Source organism: Mesorhizobium sp. BR1-1-2 (assembly GCF_020165435.1).
In the GTDB taxonomy this organism is placed as follows: Bacteria; Pseudomonadota; Alphaproteobacteria; order Rhizobiales; family Rhizobiaceae; genus Mesorhizobium.
Genome location: NZ_JAIUID010000005.1, coordinates 185952 through 203226, shown reverse-complemented (window position 1 = coordinate 203226; position 17275 = coordinate 185952). Strand labels below are relative to the sequence as shown.

The 17275-nt window shown below is 63.6% G+C and carries 15 protein-coding genes; 6 read left to right on the top strand and 9 right to left on the bottom strand.

Annotation, left to right across the window (positions count from 1 at the left end; all coding sequences use genetic code 11):
- Positions 1-149: 149 nt before the first annotated feature.
- The 3 genes from LB551_RS13520 to LB551_RS13510 all read right to left on the bottom strand — a co-directional run bounded on the left by LB551_RS13520 (position 150) and on the right by LB551_RS13510 (position 3970).
- Complete coding sequence (locus LB551_RS13520; RefSeq protein ID WP_224623452.1) at positions 150-1295, bottom strand: efflux RND transporter periplasmic adaptor subunit; 1146 nt, start codon at positions 1293-1295, stop codon at positions 150-152.
- Positions 1296-1351: 56 nt separating this feature from the next.
- Positions 1352-1960, bottom strand: coding sequence for a TetR family transcriptional regulator (locus tag LB551_RS13515; protein WP_140551146.1), 609 nt, complete (start codon positions 1958-1960; stop codon positions 1352-1354).
- Between the two features lie 369 nt (positions 1961-2329).
- Positions 2330-3970, bottom strand: coding sequence for an acyl-CoA synthetase (locus LB551_RS13510; RefSeq protein ID WP_140551147.1), 1641 nt, complete (start codon positions 3968-3970; stop codon positions 2330-2332).
- Between the two features lie 194 nt (positions 3971-4164).
- Between LB551_RS13510 and LB551_RS13505 the strand changes: the two genes are divergently transcribed.
- The 4 genes from LB551_RS13505 to LB551_RS13490 all read left to right on the top strand — a co-directional run bounded on the left by LB551_RS13505 (position 4165) and on the right by LB551_RS13490 (position 7853).
- On the top strand, positions 4165-5130 hold the full coding sequence (locus tag LB551_RS13505) for a sugar-binding transcriptional regulator (protein ID WP_224623454.1): 966 nt from the start codon (positions 4165-4167) through the stop codon (positions 5128-5130).
- 79 nt (positions 5131-5209) lie between these two features.
- The gene (locus tag LB551_RS13500) at positions 5210-7264 is read left to right on the top strand and encodes a bifunctional aldolase/short-chain dehydrogenase (protein ID WP_224659497.1); all 2055 of its coding nucleotides are present in this window, start codon (positions 5210-5212) and stop codon (positions 7262-7264) included.
- Positions 7265-7321: 57 nt separating this feature from the next.
- Positions 7322-7579, top strand: a complete 258-nt coding sequence (locus tag LB551_RS13495; RefSeq protein ID WP_224659496.1) for a type II toxin-antitoxin system RelB/DinJ family antitoxin — start codon at positions 7322-7324, stop codon at positions 7577-7579.
- Between the two features lie 49 nt (positions 7580-7628).
- Positions 7629-7853 (top strand): type II toxin-antitoxin system YafQ family toxin, encoded by a 225-nt coding sequence (locus tag LB551_RS13490; RefSeq protein ID WP_263495836.1) that lies wholly within the window; start codon positions 7629-7631, stop codon positions 7851-7853.
- Positions 7854-7933: 80 nt separating this feature from the next.
- Here LB551_RS13490 and LB551_RS13485 read toward each other — a convergent pair whose 3' ends face one another.
- The 3 genes from LB551_RS13485 to LB551_RS13475 form a co-directional block, all read right to left on the bottom strand.
- Entirely contained in the window at positions 7934-8986 is a 1053-nt protein-coding gene (locus LB551_RS13485; RefSeq protein ID WP_140551152.1) for a substrate-binding domain-containing protein, read from the bottom strand.
- Positions 8987-9026: 40 nt separating this feature from the next.
- Positions 9027-10022 (bottom strand): ABC transporter permease, encoded by a 996-nt coding sequence (locus tag LB551_RS13480; RefSeq protein WP_140551153.1) that lies wholly within the window; start codon positions 10020-10022, stop codon positions 9027-9029.
- Between the two features lie 91 nt (positions 10023-10113).
- On the bottom strand, positions 10114-11625 hold the full coding sequence (locus LB551_RS13475) for a sugar ABC transporter ATP-binding protein (RefSeq protein ID WP_224659710.1): 1512 nt from the start codon (positions 11623-11625) through the stop codon (positions 10114-10116).
- Between the two features lie 135 nt (positions 11626-11760).
- Between LB551_RS13475 and mtnK the strand changes: the two genes are divergently transcribed.
- Positions 11761-13032 (top strand): S-methyl-5-thioribose kinase, encoded by a 1272-nt coding sequence (mtnK, locus tag LB551_RS13470; RefSeq protein ID WP_224659494.1) that lies wholly within the window; start codon positions 11761-11763, stop codon positions 13030-13032.
- Positions 13029-14123, top strand: a complete 1095-nt coding sequence (gene mtnA, locus LB551_RS13465) for an S-methyl-5-thioribose-1-phosphate isomerase (RefSeq protein ID WP_224623462.1) — start codon at positions 13029-13031, stop codon at positions 14121-14123. Before mtnK ends, mtnA begins: the two co-directional genes overlap by 4 nt.
- Positions 14124-14160: 37 nt before the next feature.
- Here mtnA and LB551_RS13460 read toward each other — a convergent pair whose 3' ends face one another.
- The 3 genes from LB551_RS13460 to LB551_RS13450 are packed head-to-tail and all read right to left on the bottom strand — an operon-like array spanning position 14161 to position 17205.
- Positions 14161-14961, bottom strand: a complete 801-nt coding sequence (locus tag LB551_RS13460) for a sugar phosphate isomerase/epimerase family protein (protein WP_224659493.1) — start codon at positions 14959-14961, stop codon at positions 14161-14163.
- A gap of 60 nt (positions 14962-15021) precedes the next feature.
- Positions 15022-15867, bottom strand: coding sequence for a phosphogluconate dehydrogenase C-terminal domain-containing protein (locus LB551_RS13455; RefSeq protein WP_140551158.1), 846 nt, complete (start codon positions 15865-15867; stop codon positions 15022-15024).
- A 45-nt stretch (positions 15868-15912) separates the two neighbouring features.
- Positions 15913-17205 (bottom strand): ribulose-bisphosphate carboxylase large subunit family protein, encoded by a 1293-nt coding sequence (locus tag LB551_RS13450; protein ID WP_224659492.1) that lies wholly within the window; start codon positions 17203-17205, stop codon positions 15913-15915.
- Between the last annotated feature and the right edge of the window lie 70 nt (positions 17206-17275).

Genomic DNA, 17275 nt, shown 5'->3' with positions numbered 1-17275 from the left:
ACTCGCATCGCGTATGACGCGACAATGATGCGGGGGAGCCATCTTGCCGGCGTCTCGACGATCGGGCGCCTGCCGCCCGGAAACCATGGCCTGCCCGGTCTTGCGGCTCGCACCGACAGGACAGGGAGGGTTTTCGTTGTGCCTGGCTGTCAGCGCAGGCTGCTGGTGGCAGCGTCGTCCGCCGCCGAGGCGGACTGCTGGAGACTGTCGCCGGACAGCTTGACCTTCAGATTGTCGGTCATGAACTGCGTGCCAGCGGCAACCACGACGTCGCCCTGCTTGAGGCCGTCGGCAACCGCGACGCCGTCGGCGGTGAAGTTCGCGATCTTGACCGGGCGCGAATGCACGGTGTCGCTGCCGCGGTCGACGGCCCAGACGATCTTCTGCCCGTCCTTTTCAGCCAAGGCGCTGAGCGGGATCGAGACCAGCTGGGTCTTGCTGTCGACCGTCGCCTGCACGTTGGCGGTCATGCCGAGCAGCACGCGCGGGTCGTTTGGGAGCGAGACGCGAACGGCGAAGGTACGCGACTGCGGGTCGGCACTGCCGGCAACTTCGCGGACCTTGCCGGCAAGCGTCAGCGCATCGTCCGCCCAGAAGCTTGCCTTGACCTCCTTGCCCGGCCTGAAGCCGGCAATATCCATTTCCGGAACCGCGATCAGCACTTCCTTCTCGCCGTCGACGGCAACCGTCATCACGGGCGTGCCGGCACCGACCACCTGGCCGACATCGGCACTGACCGCGGTGACGATGCCGTTCTCGCTCGCCTTGAGATCGGTATAGTGGACCTGGTTCTGAGCCTGGGCGAGGGTCGAGCGGGCGGCATCGCGCGTCGCGACCGCCTGGTTATAGGTCAGCGTCGCCTGCTCAAGCTGCGATTTCGGCGCGAAATTCTTGGCATAAAGCTGCTCGGCGCGCTTCCTGGCGAGATCCACCGTCTCGACCTGGCGCTCGGCGGCGTCAAGGCTCGCCGCCGCGCTCTTGACCGAAAGCTCGTAATCGGAGGGATCGATGCGGGCGAGGACGTCGCCCGAGGTGACATGCTGGCCGATGTCGACGAGCCTCTCGGTGACCTTGCCGGCAACGCGGAAGCCGAGATTCATCTCGGTGCGGGCACGCACCGAACCGGAATAATCGAGCTGGCGCGTGGTCTGCGCCGCGCCGATCTCGACGACCTTGACGGGGCGGATGATATCCTTGACCTCCGCCTTCTCCTGGGAACAGCCGGCAAGGCCAAGCGCCGCGACGATCAGGCCGGCAACCGGCAGCCAGCGGATAATGGAATTGGACGAAGACACCTTAGCACTCCCAAACTGGAGATTGATTGTCATTGCCGGCGCCCGGCGGGCGGCGGCTATTTCTTCAAGGCCTTGATCGCATAGTCGATGAGGTCGTCGGGCATTGCCCGGTTGGTCTTGGCAAGACACTGGGCCACCATCTGCGGGTGGCACAAAATGACCGTGGCGGCGCCGAAGCAGCGCGACGCAATCACCGGATCCTGCTCCCTGAATTCGCCGGCCGCGATGCCCTCGCGGATCACCTCGGCAAAAAGATCGTGGATACTGTCGACATGCTTGTCGATGACGCCCCAATCGCGCTCGAGGGCGACGATGACCATCTCATGGACCTTCTGGTCGTCGAGCATGACCTCCATGGTCATCTTGTACTGTGCGTGCACATAGCGCCGCAGCCGTTCCTCGGCGCTGATCGGCAAATGCATGATCTCGTAGGCCATCCTGTAGCTGGCCCCGAGCATCCGGCCGCAGACCGCCTGGTGGATTTCGACCTTGGACGCAAAGAAGCGATAGATGTTGGCTGGCGACATGCCGAGTTCGCGGGCAATGTCGGCGACATTGGTCTTGCCGTAGCCATAGTGCCGGAACAGGCGCTCGGCGCAATCGAGAATGCGCGTCACATTCTCTTGGCGGGCGGCATCGGCGACGATGTTGGCGGTTTCGGACATAGCCTCTTTCGATTTACTAGTGATGAATTTTGATTTTCGTCACTCGTAAATCGAAAGGAACGAGATGTCAACACGGATTCGGCGTACGCGTACAAAATGGTGACAGATGGTGACAGTGAGGGGTGCCTCGCCTCGCGAAGCGACGTCTCGGAAACCCTGGATTCCCGTGACATTGCGGCCGAACTCCGGCAGTCGAGGATGGCTGCTGTGGGCTACAGCAAGCTCCTGATCCACCTCATTTTTTGACCGACGTCAGGGCATGGATCCTAGGGGTCTGCGCCGCGTCGCTTGCTCCTTGCTTCGCTGGGATGACGAAGTCACAAGGCCCGCCGCAAATTGTCGAGGTCATCGCAAGGGCGGCCATGCGGCCTACGCCTCCTTCGCCATCTCCCTGAGCCGGAATTTCTGGATCTTCCCAGTCGAGGTCTTCGGGATCTCGGCGAACACCACCGCTTTCGGCAGTTTGAAGCGGGCAAGCAGCGCCCGGCAATGCTCGATGATCTCGGCCTCGGTCGCTGTCTTGCCGGGCTTCAGCTCAACATAGGCGACCGGCACTTCGCCCCATTTCTCGTCCGCCCGCGCCACCACGCCGCAAGACGCAACGGACGGGTGCTTGTAGAGCGCGTCCTCGACCTCGATCGAGGAAATGTTCTCGCCGCCCGAAATGATGATGTCCTTGGAGCGGTCCTTGAGCTGGATATATCCATCCGGATGCATGACGCCGAGATCGCCGGAGTGGAACCAGCCGCCGGCGAACGCCTCGTCGGTCGCCTTGCGGTTCCTGAGATAGCCTTTCATGACGATGTTGCCGCGGAACATGACCTCGCCGATGGTCTTGCCGTCGGCGGGCGTCTGCGTCATCGTTTCGGGATCCATCACCGTGAGGCCTTCGAGCGCGGCGTAGCGCACGCCTTGCCTGGCCTTCCTCGTGGCTCTCTGCCCCTTCTCCAGATGATCCCACTCATTGTGCCATTCGTTGACCACTGCCGGGCCGTAGGTCTCGGTCAGACCATAGAGATGCGTGACGGCGAAGCCGGCATCGGCCATGCCGGTGAGCACCGCTTCCGGCGGCGGCGCGGCGGCCGTGTTGAAGGTGACGGCTTGCGGGAACTGGCGCTTGTCCTCATCCCTGGCGTTGATCAGCACCGACATGACGATCGGCGCGCCGCACAGATGGGTGACGCCGTGGTCGGCGATGGCGTCGTAGATCTGCTTCGGCCGAACCCAGCGCAGACAGACATGGGTGCCGGCCTGGACGGCCAAGGTCCACGGAAAGCACCAGCCATTGCAGTGGAACATCGGCAGCGTCCACAGATAGACCGCGTGCTTGGCCATGCCGGCATGGACGGTGTTGGCGTAGGCCATCAGCGCAGCACCCCGATGATGGTAGACAACGCCTTTCGGATTGCCTGTCGTGCCCGAGGTGTAGTTGAGCGAAATGGCGTCCCACTCGTCGTCTGGCATCGACCAGGCGAAATTCTCCTCGCCCTCGGCGACGAAGGCCTCGTAGTCAAGAGTGCCGATGCGACCGCCCTTCGGATAGGGAGCGTCCGCGGCGTAGTCGGGATCGTCATAGTCGATGACCAGGGGCTTCACCTTGGCCAGATCGAGCGCTTGCCGAACCACTGCGGAGAATTCTCGATCGACGATGAGCACCCTGGTCCCGGCATGGTCGAGCTGGAAAGCGATCACGGCGGCGTCGAGGCGGGTGTTGAGCGAATGCAGCACCGCCTTGGTCATTGGCACGCCGAAATGCGCCTCCAGCATCGGCGGCGTGTTCGACAGCATCACCGTCACCGTGTCGCCCTTGCCGATGCCGCGCCTGGCAAGCGCCGAGGCGAGCTGCAGCGAACGGTGCCAGAAATCGCGATATGTCACGCGCTGCCGGCCATGGATGATGGCGACATGATCGGGATAGGTCTTGGCTGCCCGCTCCAGATAGGTGAGCGGCGTCAGCGGCTGATGGTTGGCAGCGTTCCTGTCGAGATCCTGTTCGTAAGGATTGCCCATCCTGTCCTCCCCCGAATGTCCTTTTGCCGACAAGTTCTAATCACAGGCTCGGGCCGCGTCACCAGCAACGATGCCACGACAGGGCACGTTTGGCGCAATGATGATCTAGATTTGGCGCGCGTAAAGGCATCACGTACCTCCCTGCGGTTTGACTTTTGTCGAGAGCCGTGACTAATGTCAGCCGAGGAGACGGCATGGCGATCCGACCGGCAGAACAACTTATCCACAAGGCCGCCTGGCTCTATTATGCGCATGGCCTGCGTCAGGACCAGGTGGCGAGCCAGCTTAACATTTCCCGCGCCTCGGTGGCCATGTATCTGCGCAAGGCGCGCGAGACCGGTATCGTCAACATCTCGACCTCGACCCAGCTTTTCACCGACGACGTCATGGCGCGCAAGCTCGAGGATGCGCTCGGTCTCGACGCGGTCTGGATCGCACCGGAGAACGGCCATATCGCCGATCCCGCCACCGATATCGCGGTGCTGGCGGCGAGCGTCTTTCTTGAATTGGTGAAAAAGGGCGACCGCATCGGCGTCGCCTGGGGGCGCACCGTCTACATGATCGCCGACATCATGTCCTACGCCGATCTCCAGGATGTCACCGTGGTGCAGCTCTGCGGCAATCTCGGCGCGCCCTATTCCTATCGTCCCGACCAGTGCACGATGGAGATCGCGCGGCGGCTCAACGCCAAGGGCATCAATTTCTACGCGCCGCTCGTGTTGACCACCGAAGAACTGGCACGCGGTCTGCGGGCCGAGCCGGTCATCCTCGAACAGCTGTCGAGCATCCACGAATGCGATCTGGCGCTGTATTCGGTCGGCGCCGTCGATGCCGACAGCCATCTGGTCAAATGCGGCGCGCTGACATCAGACGAAATGGCCGACCTGCGCAAGGCGGGCGCGGCCGGCGTCATTGCCGGGCAGATCATCGATGACGAGGGCAAGGTGCTCGACTGCGGCTACAACCGCCGGGTGATCTCGGCGGAGCTTTCCTCGCTGCGCGCCATTCAGAAGCGGCTGATGGTGGTGCAGGAGGACAGCAAGTTCGAACCCCTGCTCGCGGCGATCGCCGGCGGCCTTTGCACGCATCTGGTGGTCGGCGCCGACATGGCGCAGCGGCTTCTGGATCATGCCGGAGCGCCGGGCAAAAAGGTAGCCTAGAGACCATTCCTGCCGCGGCCGTCATCAAGGCGTCGCGGCATTCCTGTTTCACCACTATGACAGCAACCGGACGAAGCTAATGAAAAACCTGTGGAATGACGGCGATGCGGAGAAGATGGTTGCCGACTATGCAAAGAAAGGCGTCGGACGCGACCTCGCGCTACGCGTCTACACGACGCGCCTGCTGGGCGGTGAACCGCGGCTGGTGCTGCATGGCGGCGGCAACACCTCCTGCAAGATCAAGGCGACCGACCTCGTCGGCGACGAATGGGACGTGCTGTGCGTCAAGGGCAGCGGCTGGGACATGGCCGTCATCGAGCCGCAGGGCCTGCCGGCGGTGAAGATGGGCGCGCTCCTCAAGGCGCGCGCGCTGGACAAGCTCGCCGATGAGGACATGGTCGCGTTGCAGCGGGCGAACCTCATCGATCCGTCCTCGCCCAATCCTTCGGTCGAGACATTGCTGCATGCCTTCCTGCCGCACAAGTTCGTCGACCACACGCACTCGACCGCCATACTGGCGATCGTCGACCAGGAAGACAGCAAACCACTGGTGAAGACGGTGTTCGGGACCAAGATGGGCTACGTGCCCTACATCATGCCGGGCTTCGACCTCGCCAAGGCGGCGGCCGACGTCTTTGATGCCGACCCTGATGTGGAAGGACTGATCCTCGACAAGCACGGCATCTTCACCTTCGGCGACGACGCCAGGCAGGCCTACGATCGGATGATCCACTATGTGAATGTCGCTGAGACGTATATTGCCGGCCACGCCAAGCCGAAGGCGGCAAAGGCCGCACTGCCGGCAAAGCTTGCGTCGCCGGCTTCCGTCGCGCCGATGCTGCGCGGCGCCGTGGCGGTGGCGCGCGGCGAAGGCCGCTTCGACCGCATGATCAGCGATTTCCGCACCTCGGACGCGATCGTCGATTTCATCAACTCGGCCGAGATCGCCGACTATGCCGCACGCGGCGTGTCGACGCCGGACCTGTCGATCCGCATCAAGACCTGGCCGATGGCGGTACCGGCGCCCGACGCGGACAAGACCGGCGACTACAAGGCCGTCATCAAGAGCCATGTCGACGCCTTCGCCAAGGAATACCGCGCCTATTTCGAGACCAATGACGCGCTCGACGACGTCAAGCGCACCATGCTCGACCCGATGCCACGACTGACGCTGGTGCCGGGGCTCGGCATGTTCGGCCATGGCCGGACGCTAAAGGACGCCAGGATCGCCTCCGACGTCGGCGAGATGTGGATCGAGGCCGTGCGCGGCGCCGAGGCGGTCGGCCGTTTCCATCCGCTTTCGAAGGCCGACCTGTTCCCGCTCGAATACTGGTCGCTGGAACAGGCCAAGCTCGCCTCCAACAAGCCGAAGCCGCTGACCGGCCAGGTGGTGCTGATCACCGGCGGCGCAGGCGCCATCGGCGCGGCGACCGCAAAACTATTCGCCGACAATGGCGCCCATGCGGTGGTCGTCGATCTCGATGGCGAAAAAGCCGCTGATGCGGCCAAGAAAGCGGGCAACGATTCGATCGGCGTCGCCGCCGATATCACCGATCCGCGCCAAGTGCGTGCAGCCTTCGACAGGGCCGTTGCCGTGTATGGCGGCGTCGACATAGTGGTGTCCAATGCCGGTGCCGCCTGGGAAGGCCGGATCGGCGAACTTGACGACGCGCTGCTGCGCAAGAGCTTCGAACTCAATTTCTTCGCCCACCAGTCTGTGGCGCAGAACGCGGTGCGCATCATGCTCGAACAAGGCACCGGCGGCGCGCTTTTGTTCAACACCTCCAAGCAGGCGGTCAATCCGGGGCCGAAATTCGGCGCCTATGGCGTGCCAAAGGCGGCGACGCTGTTCCTGTCCCGGCAATACGCGCTTGATTACGGCGCGCATGGCATCCGCTCCAACGCGGTCAATGCCGACCGCATCCGCTCCGGCCTCTTGACCGACGCCATGATCGCCAGCCGTTCGGGCGCGCGCGGTGTCTCGGAGAAGGAATACATGTCCGGCAATCTGCTCGGCCAGGAGGTGACGGCGCAGGACGTGGCGCAAGCCTTCCTGCATCATGCGCTGGCCGACCGGACCACCGCCGACGTGACGACGGTCGACGGCGGCAACATCGCGGCGGCGCTGCGGTAGGCTTGCAAGATCTGCACACTGTAGCTACATTGTGGCTCAACAGAAGGGAGTCGCGATATGGCTACAGATGCAGTGGTCCGCGCACGGATCGACGCCGCGACGAAGGATCAGGCAACGGAGGCTTTGGCAGCTATGGGCTTGTCGGTCTCTGATGCCATTCGTCTGTTGCTGGTCCGCGTCGCCGCCGACAAGGAATTTCCCTTTCCGGTAAAAGTGCCGAACGCTACCACTCAAAAGGCCATGGCCGAATTGGAGAAAGGCAAAGGAAAGCGTTTCGCCCCGGCCGATGAGTTGTTCAAGGATTTGGGGCTCTAAGCATGCCAGAGCCCATTCGCTCCGGGCAATTTCGCCGGATGTGAAGCGTATGGAAAAGCGTGGCAAGAACCTTGGGAAATTGCGTGATCTGCTAGGCCTGCTCATCGCCGGGCATGATCTGCCGGCGATGTACAAGGATCATCCTCTGAAAGGCGACTGGAAAGGCTTTCGAGATGCGCATATCGAGCCGGACTGGCTCCTGATCTACCGCGTTGTCGGTGACGAATTGCAGCTTGCCCGTACCGGTTCGCATTCCGACCTGTTCAAAGAGTGACTCTGCGGAATAGCCGCCCACGGCGATCTGCTGCGGGCGGCTCTCAATACATGTAATTCTGCACGCCGAAAGTGCCGAACCTACTTCGCGTTCGGGTTCGGCATCCAGGCAGGCATCGCGACATCGGCATGGGCGAACTGCGGCAGCTTGGCCGACAGATCCTCCATGTTCTTGATGTCCTTGTCGAGAAGGTCCTTCTGGGTGATCAGCGTCGGCGGCACGACGACGTTGTGGCCGGGGTCTTCGCCGGCGAGCAGCTGCGCCAGCGCACGCACCGAGACCTGGCCCACGACGGCCGGGTTGGTGGCGGCGGTTGCCGCCCAGGCGCTGTCGGGCTCCCGCATCGCCGCGATGTCCGAGGTCGAGATGTCGGCCGAATAGATCTTGATGTCCTTGTTCAGGCCTGCCTCGTCGACGGCGATCTTCACGCCCTTGGCGAACTCGTCATAGGGAGCGAACATCACCTTGATGTCGGGATGGGCGGTCAGCACCGAGCGCGCCTGGTTGGCAACGGAGTTGGCGATCGGGTTGTCCAGCGTGCCGAACATGGCGACTTCGTTGATGCCCGAATATTTCTTCTTCACGTCGACCCAGGTTTCGTTGCGGCGGTCGAGCGGGGCGATGCCCGCGACATAGACATAGCCGGCCTTCCAGCTATCGCCATTATCCTTGACCGCCTGCTCCAGCGCGAGGCGCGCAAGGTCGCGGTCTGACTGCTCGATCTGCGGGATCTTGGGGTTTTCGACATTGACGTCGAAAGCGACCACCTTGATGCCGGCGTCGACCGCGCGCTGGGCGGCGTCCTTCATCGATTCCGTCAGGCCGTGCTGGATGATGATGCCTTGCACGCCAAGCGCGATGGCCTGATCGACCATGTCGGCCTGGAGGGCGGCGTCCTGGCGGCTGTCGAGCACGCGCAGGTCGACGCCGAGGGCCTTGGCTTGCGCCTCGACGCCGGACAGATAGGCCTGGAAGAAGTCACCGGTCGAGAGATAGCGCACCAGGGCGATCTTGACGCCGGGCTTGTCGAACGGCGCCGGGCGGTCGGCTGCCAGAGCCGTCCCTTGCATCAGCAGCGCCGCGCCGGCGAGCCCGAGCGCTGCCTTGCCCAAAAGTCTTCTTGTGATGTTCACGTCGTTTCCTCCACTTGTTGAAATGCAACCCGGTCGAAATCTATGTCCTGCCCCTGCCGGAAAGAGCGAAGGTGAAGACAAGGGCGACGACCAGAACGGCGCCCTTGATGAAATCCTGCGTGTAGTATGGCGCGTTCATCATCGTCAGACCCTGGAGAAGGACGCCGACAAAGACCGCGCCGACAGCCGTGCCGAACGCGTTCGGCTTGGCGGCGCCGAGAACCGCGTAGCCGATGAGCGCCGCGGCGACGGCGTCGAGCAGAAGATTATTACCCGAGGCGATATCGCCGCGTCCAAGCCGCGCGGCGAGCAAAATACCGCCGATCGAGGCAAAAACTCCTGAAATGATATAGGCCCAGATTTTGTATGCCTTGACAGGCGCGCCGGCGAGCTCGGCGGCGCGCTCATTGGAGCCGACGGCATACATCATGCGGCCGAAACGGGTGTATTCGAGGAAGAACCAGATCAGCACCGCAAGCACCGCCAGAACGACGACCGAGACCGGAACGAGATTGGGAATGAAGAAGTCGAAGCGGTGGCGGCCGAGCGCCAGGAACGCCTCGCCGAACTTGCCGTTGGCGACCGAGCCATCGGGCATGGTCATGCCGGTGGCGATCGAGCGGCCTTCGGTCGGGATGCGCTGCAGGCCGACCAGCAGGAACATCATGCCGAGCGTCGCCAGCAGGTCCGGCACGCGCATATAGACGATCAACCAACCATTGATGAGCCCAACGATAACGCCGATCAGCAGGCAGACGATGACCGCGACGACAGCGTTCTGCTCCAGCACGACCATGACATAGGCCGCCGCCATCATGGCTGACGTAGCGACCGAGCCGATCGACAGGTCGAAGCCGCCAACGACCAGCGTGGCGGTGACGCCAAGCGCCAGCACGCCGGTGATGGCGACCGACTGGAAAATGAAGACCGCACTTTGCGGCGAAACGAAACCGTCGGCGGCGATCGCGAAATAAGCGACGAGCCCGAACAACAGGACGATGAAACCGTAGCGGATGGCGTGGTTGCGCTGCGTCATTCAGCGCTCCCGCGCGCCGCTGCCATTTTTACCCAACTCGAACCCATGCTCTCCATTCCAATTGTGTCGCAAGTTCTTCAATTCCAGCCGGTCAAGCCGCGCGGTACGGCAGCCCGCCGGCCACCTCGGCCAGCAGGCGATCGAGATCGATGTCCGCGTTGCGGTGTTCGCCGACGATGGTCTGCTCCGACATCACCAGGATACGGTCGGCCGTCTCCAGCGCCTCGTCGAGTTCGGTGACGAACAAAAGCGTCGCGCGGCCATTGGCGCTTGCCCTCAGCTTGGCGGCGATGTCGCGCCTGGCCGAGATGTCGACGCCCTGAAACGGCTCGTCGAGAATGAACAGGCTTGCATCCTGCGCCATCCAGCGGGCGACCATCACCTTCTGCTGGTTGCCACCGGACAATGCCGACATTTCGTCCTTCTCGGAGCGGCAGACGATGCCCAATTCCTGGATCTGCCGGCGCGCCGTGGCGCGTTCCAGGCGGCGCTTGAGCACGCCCAGGTTCGACATCCGCCTCAGGAACGGCAGGCTGACATTGCGCTCGATGTTGAAGCCGCCGACGATGCCGCTGGTGGCGCGATCCTTGGCGACGAGGAAGACGCCGGCGGCGATCGCATCGCCGGCCGAGCGCGGCGCGTAGGGCTTGCCGTTCATCGTCATGGTGCCGGCGAGAGGCCTGCGCACGCCGAACAGCGTCTCGGCAAGCGCTGTCTTGCCGACACCGACCAGTCCGGTGACGGCGACGACCTCGCCGTCACCAAGCGTCAGCGATATCGGCCTGGCGCCCGGGGCGATACGCAGGCCCTCGACGGTTAGCACCGCCCGGGCCGAATGCCTGGCGACGATCTGGTCGAGGTGGATCTTGCGGCCGAGCATGGCATTGACCGCGCCTTCGTAGTCGAGCGGCTTCTTGTCGAAAACGCCGGACACGGCGCCGTCGCGCATCGAGACAATACGGTCGGCAAGCCGCCTGATATCGGACATCCGGTGCGAGATGTAGAGGATCGCCACGCCTTGCGCGCGCAGCCTGTCGACCAGCGCAAAAAGCCGATCGGCTTCGGCGCTCGACAGCGATGAGGTCGGTTCGTCGAGGATCAGCACTTTCGGCTGATGTGCCAGCGCGCGGGCAATCGCCACCATCTGGCGATCGGCCAGCGAGAGATCGCTGACGCGCGCCTTCAAGTCGATCGCCAGGTCCATGCGGTCGGCAACGGCCTTGGCCTCGCGACGCACACGGACCGGATTGAACAGGATCGGTGCGCCTTTGCCGCTCAGCCTGTCCAATGTCAGGTTCGTGGCCACGTCAAGATCGGCAACGACACCGTCATTGATGTTCTGGTGAACGGTGACGACGCCCGCATGGATCGCTTCCGCCGGCCTTCCCGGCGCAAAATCCTGGCCGGCCAAGGTCATGGTGCCGCCATCGCGTTCGTAGACGCCGCTGACAATCTTGACGAGGGTGGATTTGCCGGCGCCGTTGGCGCCCATCAGCACGGTCACTTCGCCGGCATGGAGTTCGAGCGAGACGCCGCCAAGCACCTCGTTGCGGCCAAAGGATTTCCTCAGTCCCTCTACGCGGAACACGGCATTGCCGACCATGCGTTCCTCCCTGACGGTGACGCTATGGGCTGCATCGGCAATTGTCAACACGATTGACAATTGCCAGAGCGCTCCCTAGCTTGGCCCCGCCGCCGTGGCTCCGCTATTATTGAGGGACGAGCAGGAGAGGTGAGGATGACCGGAAAGACGCCGTTCGAGCCACTGTCGGTGGAGACGCTCGCCACGCGGCTCAGCACTAACGAGGCGCTCACCCGGCGCATCGGCGAGGACGCCAGCCGCTGGAAGGTGCGCGAGGTCGGCGACGGCAACCTGAATCTCGTCTTCATCGTCGAGGGCGACCAGGGCGCGGCGGTGGTCAAGCAGGCCCTGCCCTACGTCCGGCTGGTCGGCGACAGCTGGCCGCTGCCGCTGAAGCGTTCCTTCTTCGAATATCACGCGCTGACGCGGCAAGAGGCGCGCGCGCCGGGCTCGGTGCCGGTCATCTACCATTTCGACGAGACCCAGGCGCTGATCATCATGGAGTATCTGTCGCCGCACATCATTTTGCGGCGGGCGCTGATCGAGGGCCGGCAATTACCCAACATCGCCAGGGATATCGGGCTGTTCATGGCCCGCACCCTGTTTCGTGGCTCCGATTTCTCGATGGTGACCAGGGATCGCAAGGCGGATCTGGCGCTGTTTGCGGACAATGTCGAGCTGTGCGACATCACCGAGAACCTGGTGTTTTCCGATCCTTATTTCGACGCCAAGCTAAACCGCCACACCTCGCCGCAGCTCGACGCCTTGGTTGCCGAGTTGCGCGTCGACCGCGACCTCAAGGTGGAAGCGCAGCGCCTGAAACATCTGTTCGCCGCCAATGCAGAGACATTGCTGCATGGTGATCTGCATTCCGGCTCGATCATGGTCACCGATACAGAGACCAGGATGATCGACCCAGAGTTCGCCTTCTACGGGCCAATGGCTTTCGACGTCGGCATGCTGCTCGCCAACTTCTGGATGGCCTTCTTTTCGCAGCGAGGCCATGAGCAGAACGGCAAGCGCGACGCCATGCGCGCCTATCTGCTCGATGTCACAGCGCAGACGTGGTCGGTGTTCCGCGCCGAGTTCTCGCATCTGTGGCGCACGGAGCGCAACGGCATGCTCTACCAGAAGAGCCTGTTCGAGGATCAGGGCGACAGGCTCGGCGCCGAGCAGGCGCTCGACCATGTGCTGCACCGGATCTGGGACGACCTGCTCGGCTTTGCCGGCATCGAGGTGCACCGGCGCATACTCGGCCTCGCCCACAATGCCGATTTCGAGACCATTGCCGACGAAGACCTGCGCGCCACATGTGAAGCGAGGGCGCTGAAGTTCGGCCGCCACATCGCCGTCAACAGGCGTCATATCCACAGCATCGACGAGGTCAACAACCTCGCCACGCTGATCGAACAGGAGAACCGCATTTGAACGTCGGCGAGCGCCACTATCGCACTATCTGGCTGAGCGACGATGGGCGCTCGGTGGAGATCATCGACCAGCGCTGGCTGCCGCATGACTTCCGTATCGTGAAGGTCGATACCGTTAACGGCGTCGCCACCGCCATCCGCGACATGTGGGTGCGCGGCGCGCCGCTGATCGGTGTGACCGCTGCCTATGGCGTCGCCATGCAGATGGCGGACGATTCGTCGGATGCCGCGCTCGATGCCGTCTGGGAGACGCTCCACGAGACGCGTCCGACGGCGATCAATCTGCGCTGGGCTCTGGATGAGATGCGGCGGTTCCTGCGGCCGCTGCCGACGGAACAACGCGCCGCAGCCGCCTATCGGCGCGCCAGCGAGATCGCCGACGAGGATGTCGGGCTCAACCGCGCCATCGGCGAGAACGGTCTCGCCATCATCAAGGACATCGCTGCGCGCAAAAAGCCGGGCGAAGCCGTCAACATCCTGACGCATTGCAACGCCGGATGGCTGGCCACCGTCGATTACGGCACCGCCACCGCGCCGATCTACCTGGCAACGGAGGCCGGCATTCCGGTCCATGTCTATGTCGACGAGACGCGGCCGCGCAACCAGGGCGCCCAGCTGACGGCCTGGGAGATGGCCGGCCACGGCGTGCCGCACACGCTGATCGTCGACAATGCCGGCGGCCACCTGATGCAGCGCGGCGCAATCGACATGGTCATTGTCGGCACCGATCGCACCACCGCCGACGGCGACGTCTGCAACAAGATCGGCACCTATCTGAAGGCGCTCGCCGCCTCCGACAATGACGTGCCGTTCTACGTTGCGCTGCCTTCGCCGACCATCGACTGGACGGTGGGCGACGGACTTGCCGAAATCCCGATCGAGGAACGCTCCGGCGACGAGGTTTCGCTGGTGTGGGGCAAGACCGCGAGCGGCGAGATCGCCCAGGTGCGCGTCTCGCCGGAAGCGACGCCCGCGGCAAACCCCGCCTTCGACGTGACGCCGGCGCGGCTGGTCACCGGTCTGATCACCGAGCGCGGCGTCGCCAAGGCCTCGCGCGACGGGCTGAAGGCAATGTTCCCGGAGCGGGGATAGTCGGCTCTCGCAAGGGCCAGGAACCACCTTTCGCGGTTCAGAAGGTGCTGCTCTTTGCGATCTCCAGCGAGTTGACGAAATCCAGTGAACGCCGCAGCGCGCGACGAATGGTGGCGATATCCACCGGCGTGCTTCGCCGCTGGGGATCGCGGCGCTGCGGGCGCTGCAGCCGCAATGGCAGTTCGATGCTGACCGGCAGCGTCGCGGGAAGCGCTGCCCAGTACGGTCCGTAGCCGATCGAGCCGTCGCCGATGGCACAAAACGCCCATCCCTCGCCGGTGCTCGCGACATCCTTCAGATGGGCATGCCCAATCGCCTCGATGGCATCAGCGATATCTGGCGCCGGCTGCATCGCTTCGTTGCTGTAGGTAAAGACATTTCCAGCATCGTGGTTCAGGCGCACATGTCGCGAGCCGATGTCGCGGATGAAGCCTGCCCCCAGCCGGGCGCCGCCGAGCAGATCGCCTTGGCCGTGCCCGGGGTTCTCGAGTGCCAGAACGATGCCGGCTTCCTCCAGCTTCGGCAGGAGGGCGTCGATCGTTTTGCGGATCGCCGCGCTGTTTCTCGCCGGGCCGGCATTGGTGATCAGGAAGGACGCACCAAGACCGGCGGCAAAGCCGATGCGGCGGGACAAGGCGTCGACGGCATCGGCTCCGGAGAGGTCGAGATGAGCCGATACGGCATTGATCCCCAGCCCGGCATGTTCCGCTGCCCGGCGCAGCTTCGCGGCCTGCGCAGCCGCAAACATGCTTTCATCGAAATCGACATAACCACGGATGAAGGCCGGCTCGACATGGAGGGCGCCGGCCGCTGCAATCTCCTCGAGGGCCAATTCCATGGAATAGCCATCGAAGAGCGCGGTCGATACCGAGACGGTCCGGCGCGGCGAAGGCAGGGCTCAGGCTCCCTTGCCGTAGACGATCAATTCCGAGGCTTCCTTCACCTTGGCCGGAGACAGCGCTTCGCGCCAGTCGTCCCGGACCACGACCCCCTTGGCGAACCGCATCAGGCGCAGCGCCGCATCGGACGGCACTTTCGGAGAGAAGCCGAACCACATGGCGATCTCGACGTTCAGATGGCCTATCAGGAAGTCCATCGCGGCCTGTCTGGGAATGCCATATTTGCGCTCACACTCCTCGACGGCCTCGACCATGGTGTCGACGAAGGGCATGGCCACCATTTCGGACAGGCCCGGCTCCAGGATCGCCAGTTGCTCGACCGTGACGCGATGGCTGTCGATGATCGGCGACCACATGGCCTTGCACACTTGCTCGCCAAGCGCATAGTGCTCTTCCGGACCTTGCATCAGGGCACACACGATCGATTGCCTGGCGATGCCGCCATGGTAATCGCGACGCGCGGCCCACTCCGTCTCGTCGCCGAACAGCGGCGGATGGCAGGGATGGCCGACGAAATAGGTGAGATCCGGCCGATCCGCGGGCAAGTCGCCGGCATAGGGCGCTGCCGCATCCAGAATGAGGATCATGGTGCCCGCGGCAAGCATCGGCGAGATCTGCCGCGCCACCTGGCCGATGATATTGTCCGGCAGAGCCATCACCACGACCTTGGCGCCAGGAATGCCCTCCTCCATGGCGACGGCGCCGATGTCGGCTTCTCCCAGCCGCTTGCGGCCGGCCTCGCCGATCTCCACGGCGCGGACATCGTAGCCCGCTTCGATCAGCTTGCGTGTCACGCGGAAGCCCATCTTCCCTCCGGCTCCAAGCACCGCCACGGATGTCGTCATTTGCTTCTCTCCCATTTGCCTTGATGGCGCGCCGATGGCGCAGATTCAGCCGAACGCTTGCAGCGCGGCTTCGAGCTCCGGATGCGTGGCGGCGTAGTCGCGTGCGGGAATGCCTGCCGCCGCGGCTTCGAAAGCATCATGCAGGCTTCGGACGCCGGCGGCCGGCCCGCCTGGATGCGCCATGATCCCGCCGCCGCAGCAGTAGATGAAATCGTCCGAGCCGAGCCTCGTATAGGTCTCGGCTGCCTGCACAGCGCTCTGTCCAGACGAAAACACCGGCATGACGGTATCGGGACGGCCAGCCCGTTCGAACATCGGGGTGAGACAGCCATGGGCCGACGCCATCACCGACTCGTCCGGCTCGCAGAACTTGTTGGACAACCCGTTGACGTGCATGTGGTCGATGCCCGCCAGGCGCCAGAATTTCTGATAGGCGAGATAGCTCATGCCGAGATCGGGAGAGCGGCTGAAGAGGCCCCAGCCGGCCCGATGGCCGTGCAGCGCAACGGCGGAGTGGCGGCGCATCTCGATGACGGCGGACAGGCCGACGGAATTCAGGACCAGCATGGCGCAGGTCCCGCCACGGCGCTCGATCAGATCCAGCTGGCGACGCATGGCGTCGATGTCACCGGAAATGTTGGCGGCATACATGACCTTGCGCCCGGTCCTGTCGGCGTGCCTGTCTATCACCGCCATGACCGCTTCGAACCGGTGTTCGAACGGCGAATGCGGAGGGTCTCCCATCAATTCGTCGTCCTTGATGAAATCAAGACCCGCGGCAATCAGCGTGTCGGCCAGGGCCGCCGTCTCCTGCGGGCTAAGACCAACGCTCGGCTTGACGATGGTGCCGATCAGCGGACGCCCTTCGACGCTCGTCAGGCGACGCGTTCCCTCGACGGCGAAGGCCGGCCCTGGATGGGCATCCGCGAAGGCATCGGGAAAGGTAACGTCGAGGAGACGCATGGCCGAAAAATGATGCAGCTCAAACAGATTTCCGAGAACCGTCGACCAGACCGAAGCCAGCACTGTCCCCGTATTCTCGATGTTCCAGGAAAGGCCCACCTTGGCCCGGCGCGGCCTCACGGTCGCATTTTTTGGCGAGCGTGAGAACGGCAACGCCTCGCTGTCGACCTCGGCAACATCGCTGATGAAATCGACGCGGGCTCCGAACCTGCGCAGCAGCTCCGGCGTTTCCCCGGGTATGGCACGGAACGTCCCGCTTGATTGTTCGCCCGCCATTGCAGCCGCGGCAACCTCCAGCGGGTAGCGGGTTTCGATCAGATAGGTGGCGCGGAGGCGACCGGACAATGCAGGCTTCCCGGCTGGAATGATGTTCATGGAGCGACCGTTAGCACCAAAAAGATATCATGTCATCAGATGAGTTTTCCCAGGCAAAAAAATTCGCCGA

What these genes read in the sequence shown, in the direction of transcription:
- LB551_RS13515 (WP_140551146.1), bottom strand. Translation starts at nt 1,960, where the DNA reads ATGTCCGAAACCGCCAACATCGTCGCCGATGCCGCCCGCCAAGAGAAT.
- LB551_RS13510 (WP_140551147.1), bottom strand. Translation starts at nt 3,970, where the DNA reads ATGGGCAATCCTTACGAACAGGATCTCGACAGGAACGCTGCCAACCAT.
- LB551_RS13505 (WP_224623454.1), top strand. Translation starts at nt 4,165, where the DNA reads ATGGCGATCCGACCGGCAGAACAACTTATCCACAAGGCCGCCTGGCTC.
- LB551_RS13500 (WP_224659497.1), top strand. Translation starts at nt 5,210, where the DNA reads ATGAAAAACCTGTGGAATGACGGCGATGCGGAGAAGATGGTTGCCGAC.
- LB551_RS13495 (WP_224659496.1), top strand. Translation starts at nt 7,322, where the DNA reads ATGGCTACAGATGCAGTGGTCCGCGCACGGATCGACGCCGCGACGAAG.
- LB551_RS13490 (WP_263495836.1), top strand. Translation starts at nt 7,629, where the DNA reads ATGGAAAAGCGTGGCAAGAACCTTGGGAAATTGCGTGATCTGCTAGGC.
- LB551_RS13480 (WP_140551153.1), bottom strand. Translation starts at nt 10,022, where the DNA reads ATGACGCAGCGCAACCACGCCATCCGCTACGGTTTCATCGTCCTGTTG.
- LB551_RS13475 (WP_224659710.1), bottom strand. Translation starts at nt 11,625, where the DNA reads ATGGTCGGCAATGCCGTGTTCCGCGTAGAGGGACTGAGGAAATCCTTT.
- mtnK (WP_224659494.1), top strand. Translation starts at nt 11,761, where the DNA reads ATGACCGGAAAGACGCCGTTCGAGCCACTGTCGGTGGAGACGCTCGCC.
- LB551_RS13460 (WP_224659493.1), bottom strand. Translation starts at nt 14,961, where the DNA reads ATGGAATTGGCCCTCGAGGAGATTGCAGCGGCCGGCGCCCTCCATGTC.
- LB551_RS13455 (WP_140551158.1), bottom strand. Translation starts at nt 15,867, where the DNA reads ATGACGACATCCGTGGCGGTGCTTGGAGCCGGAGGGAAGATGGGCTTC.
- LB551_RS13450 (WP_224659492.1), bottom strand. Translation starts at nt 17,205, where the DNA reads ATGAACATCATTCCAGCCGGGAAGCCTGCATTGTCCGGTCGCCTCCGC.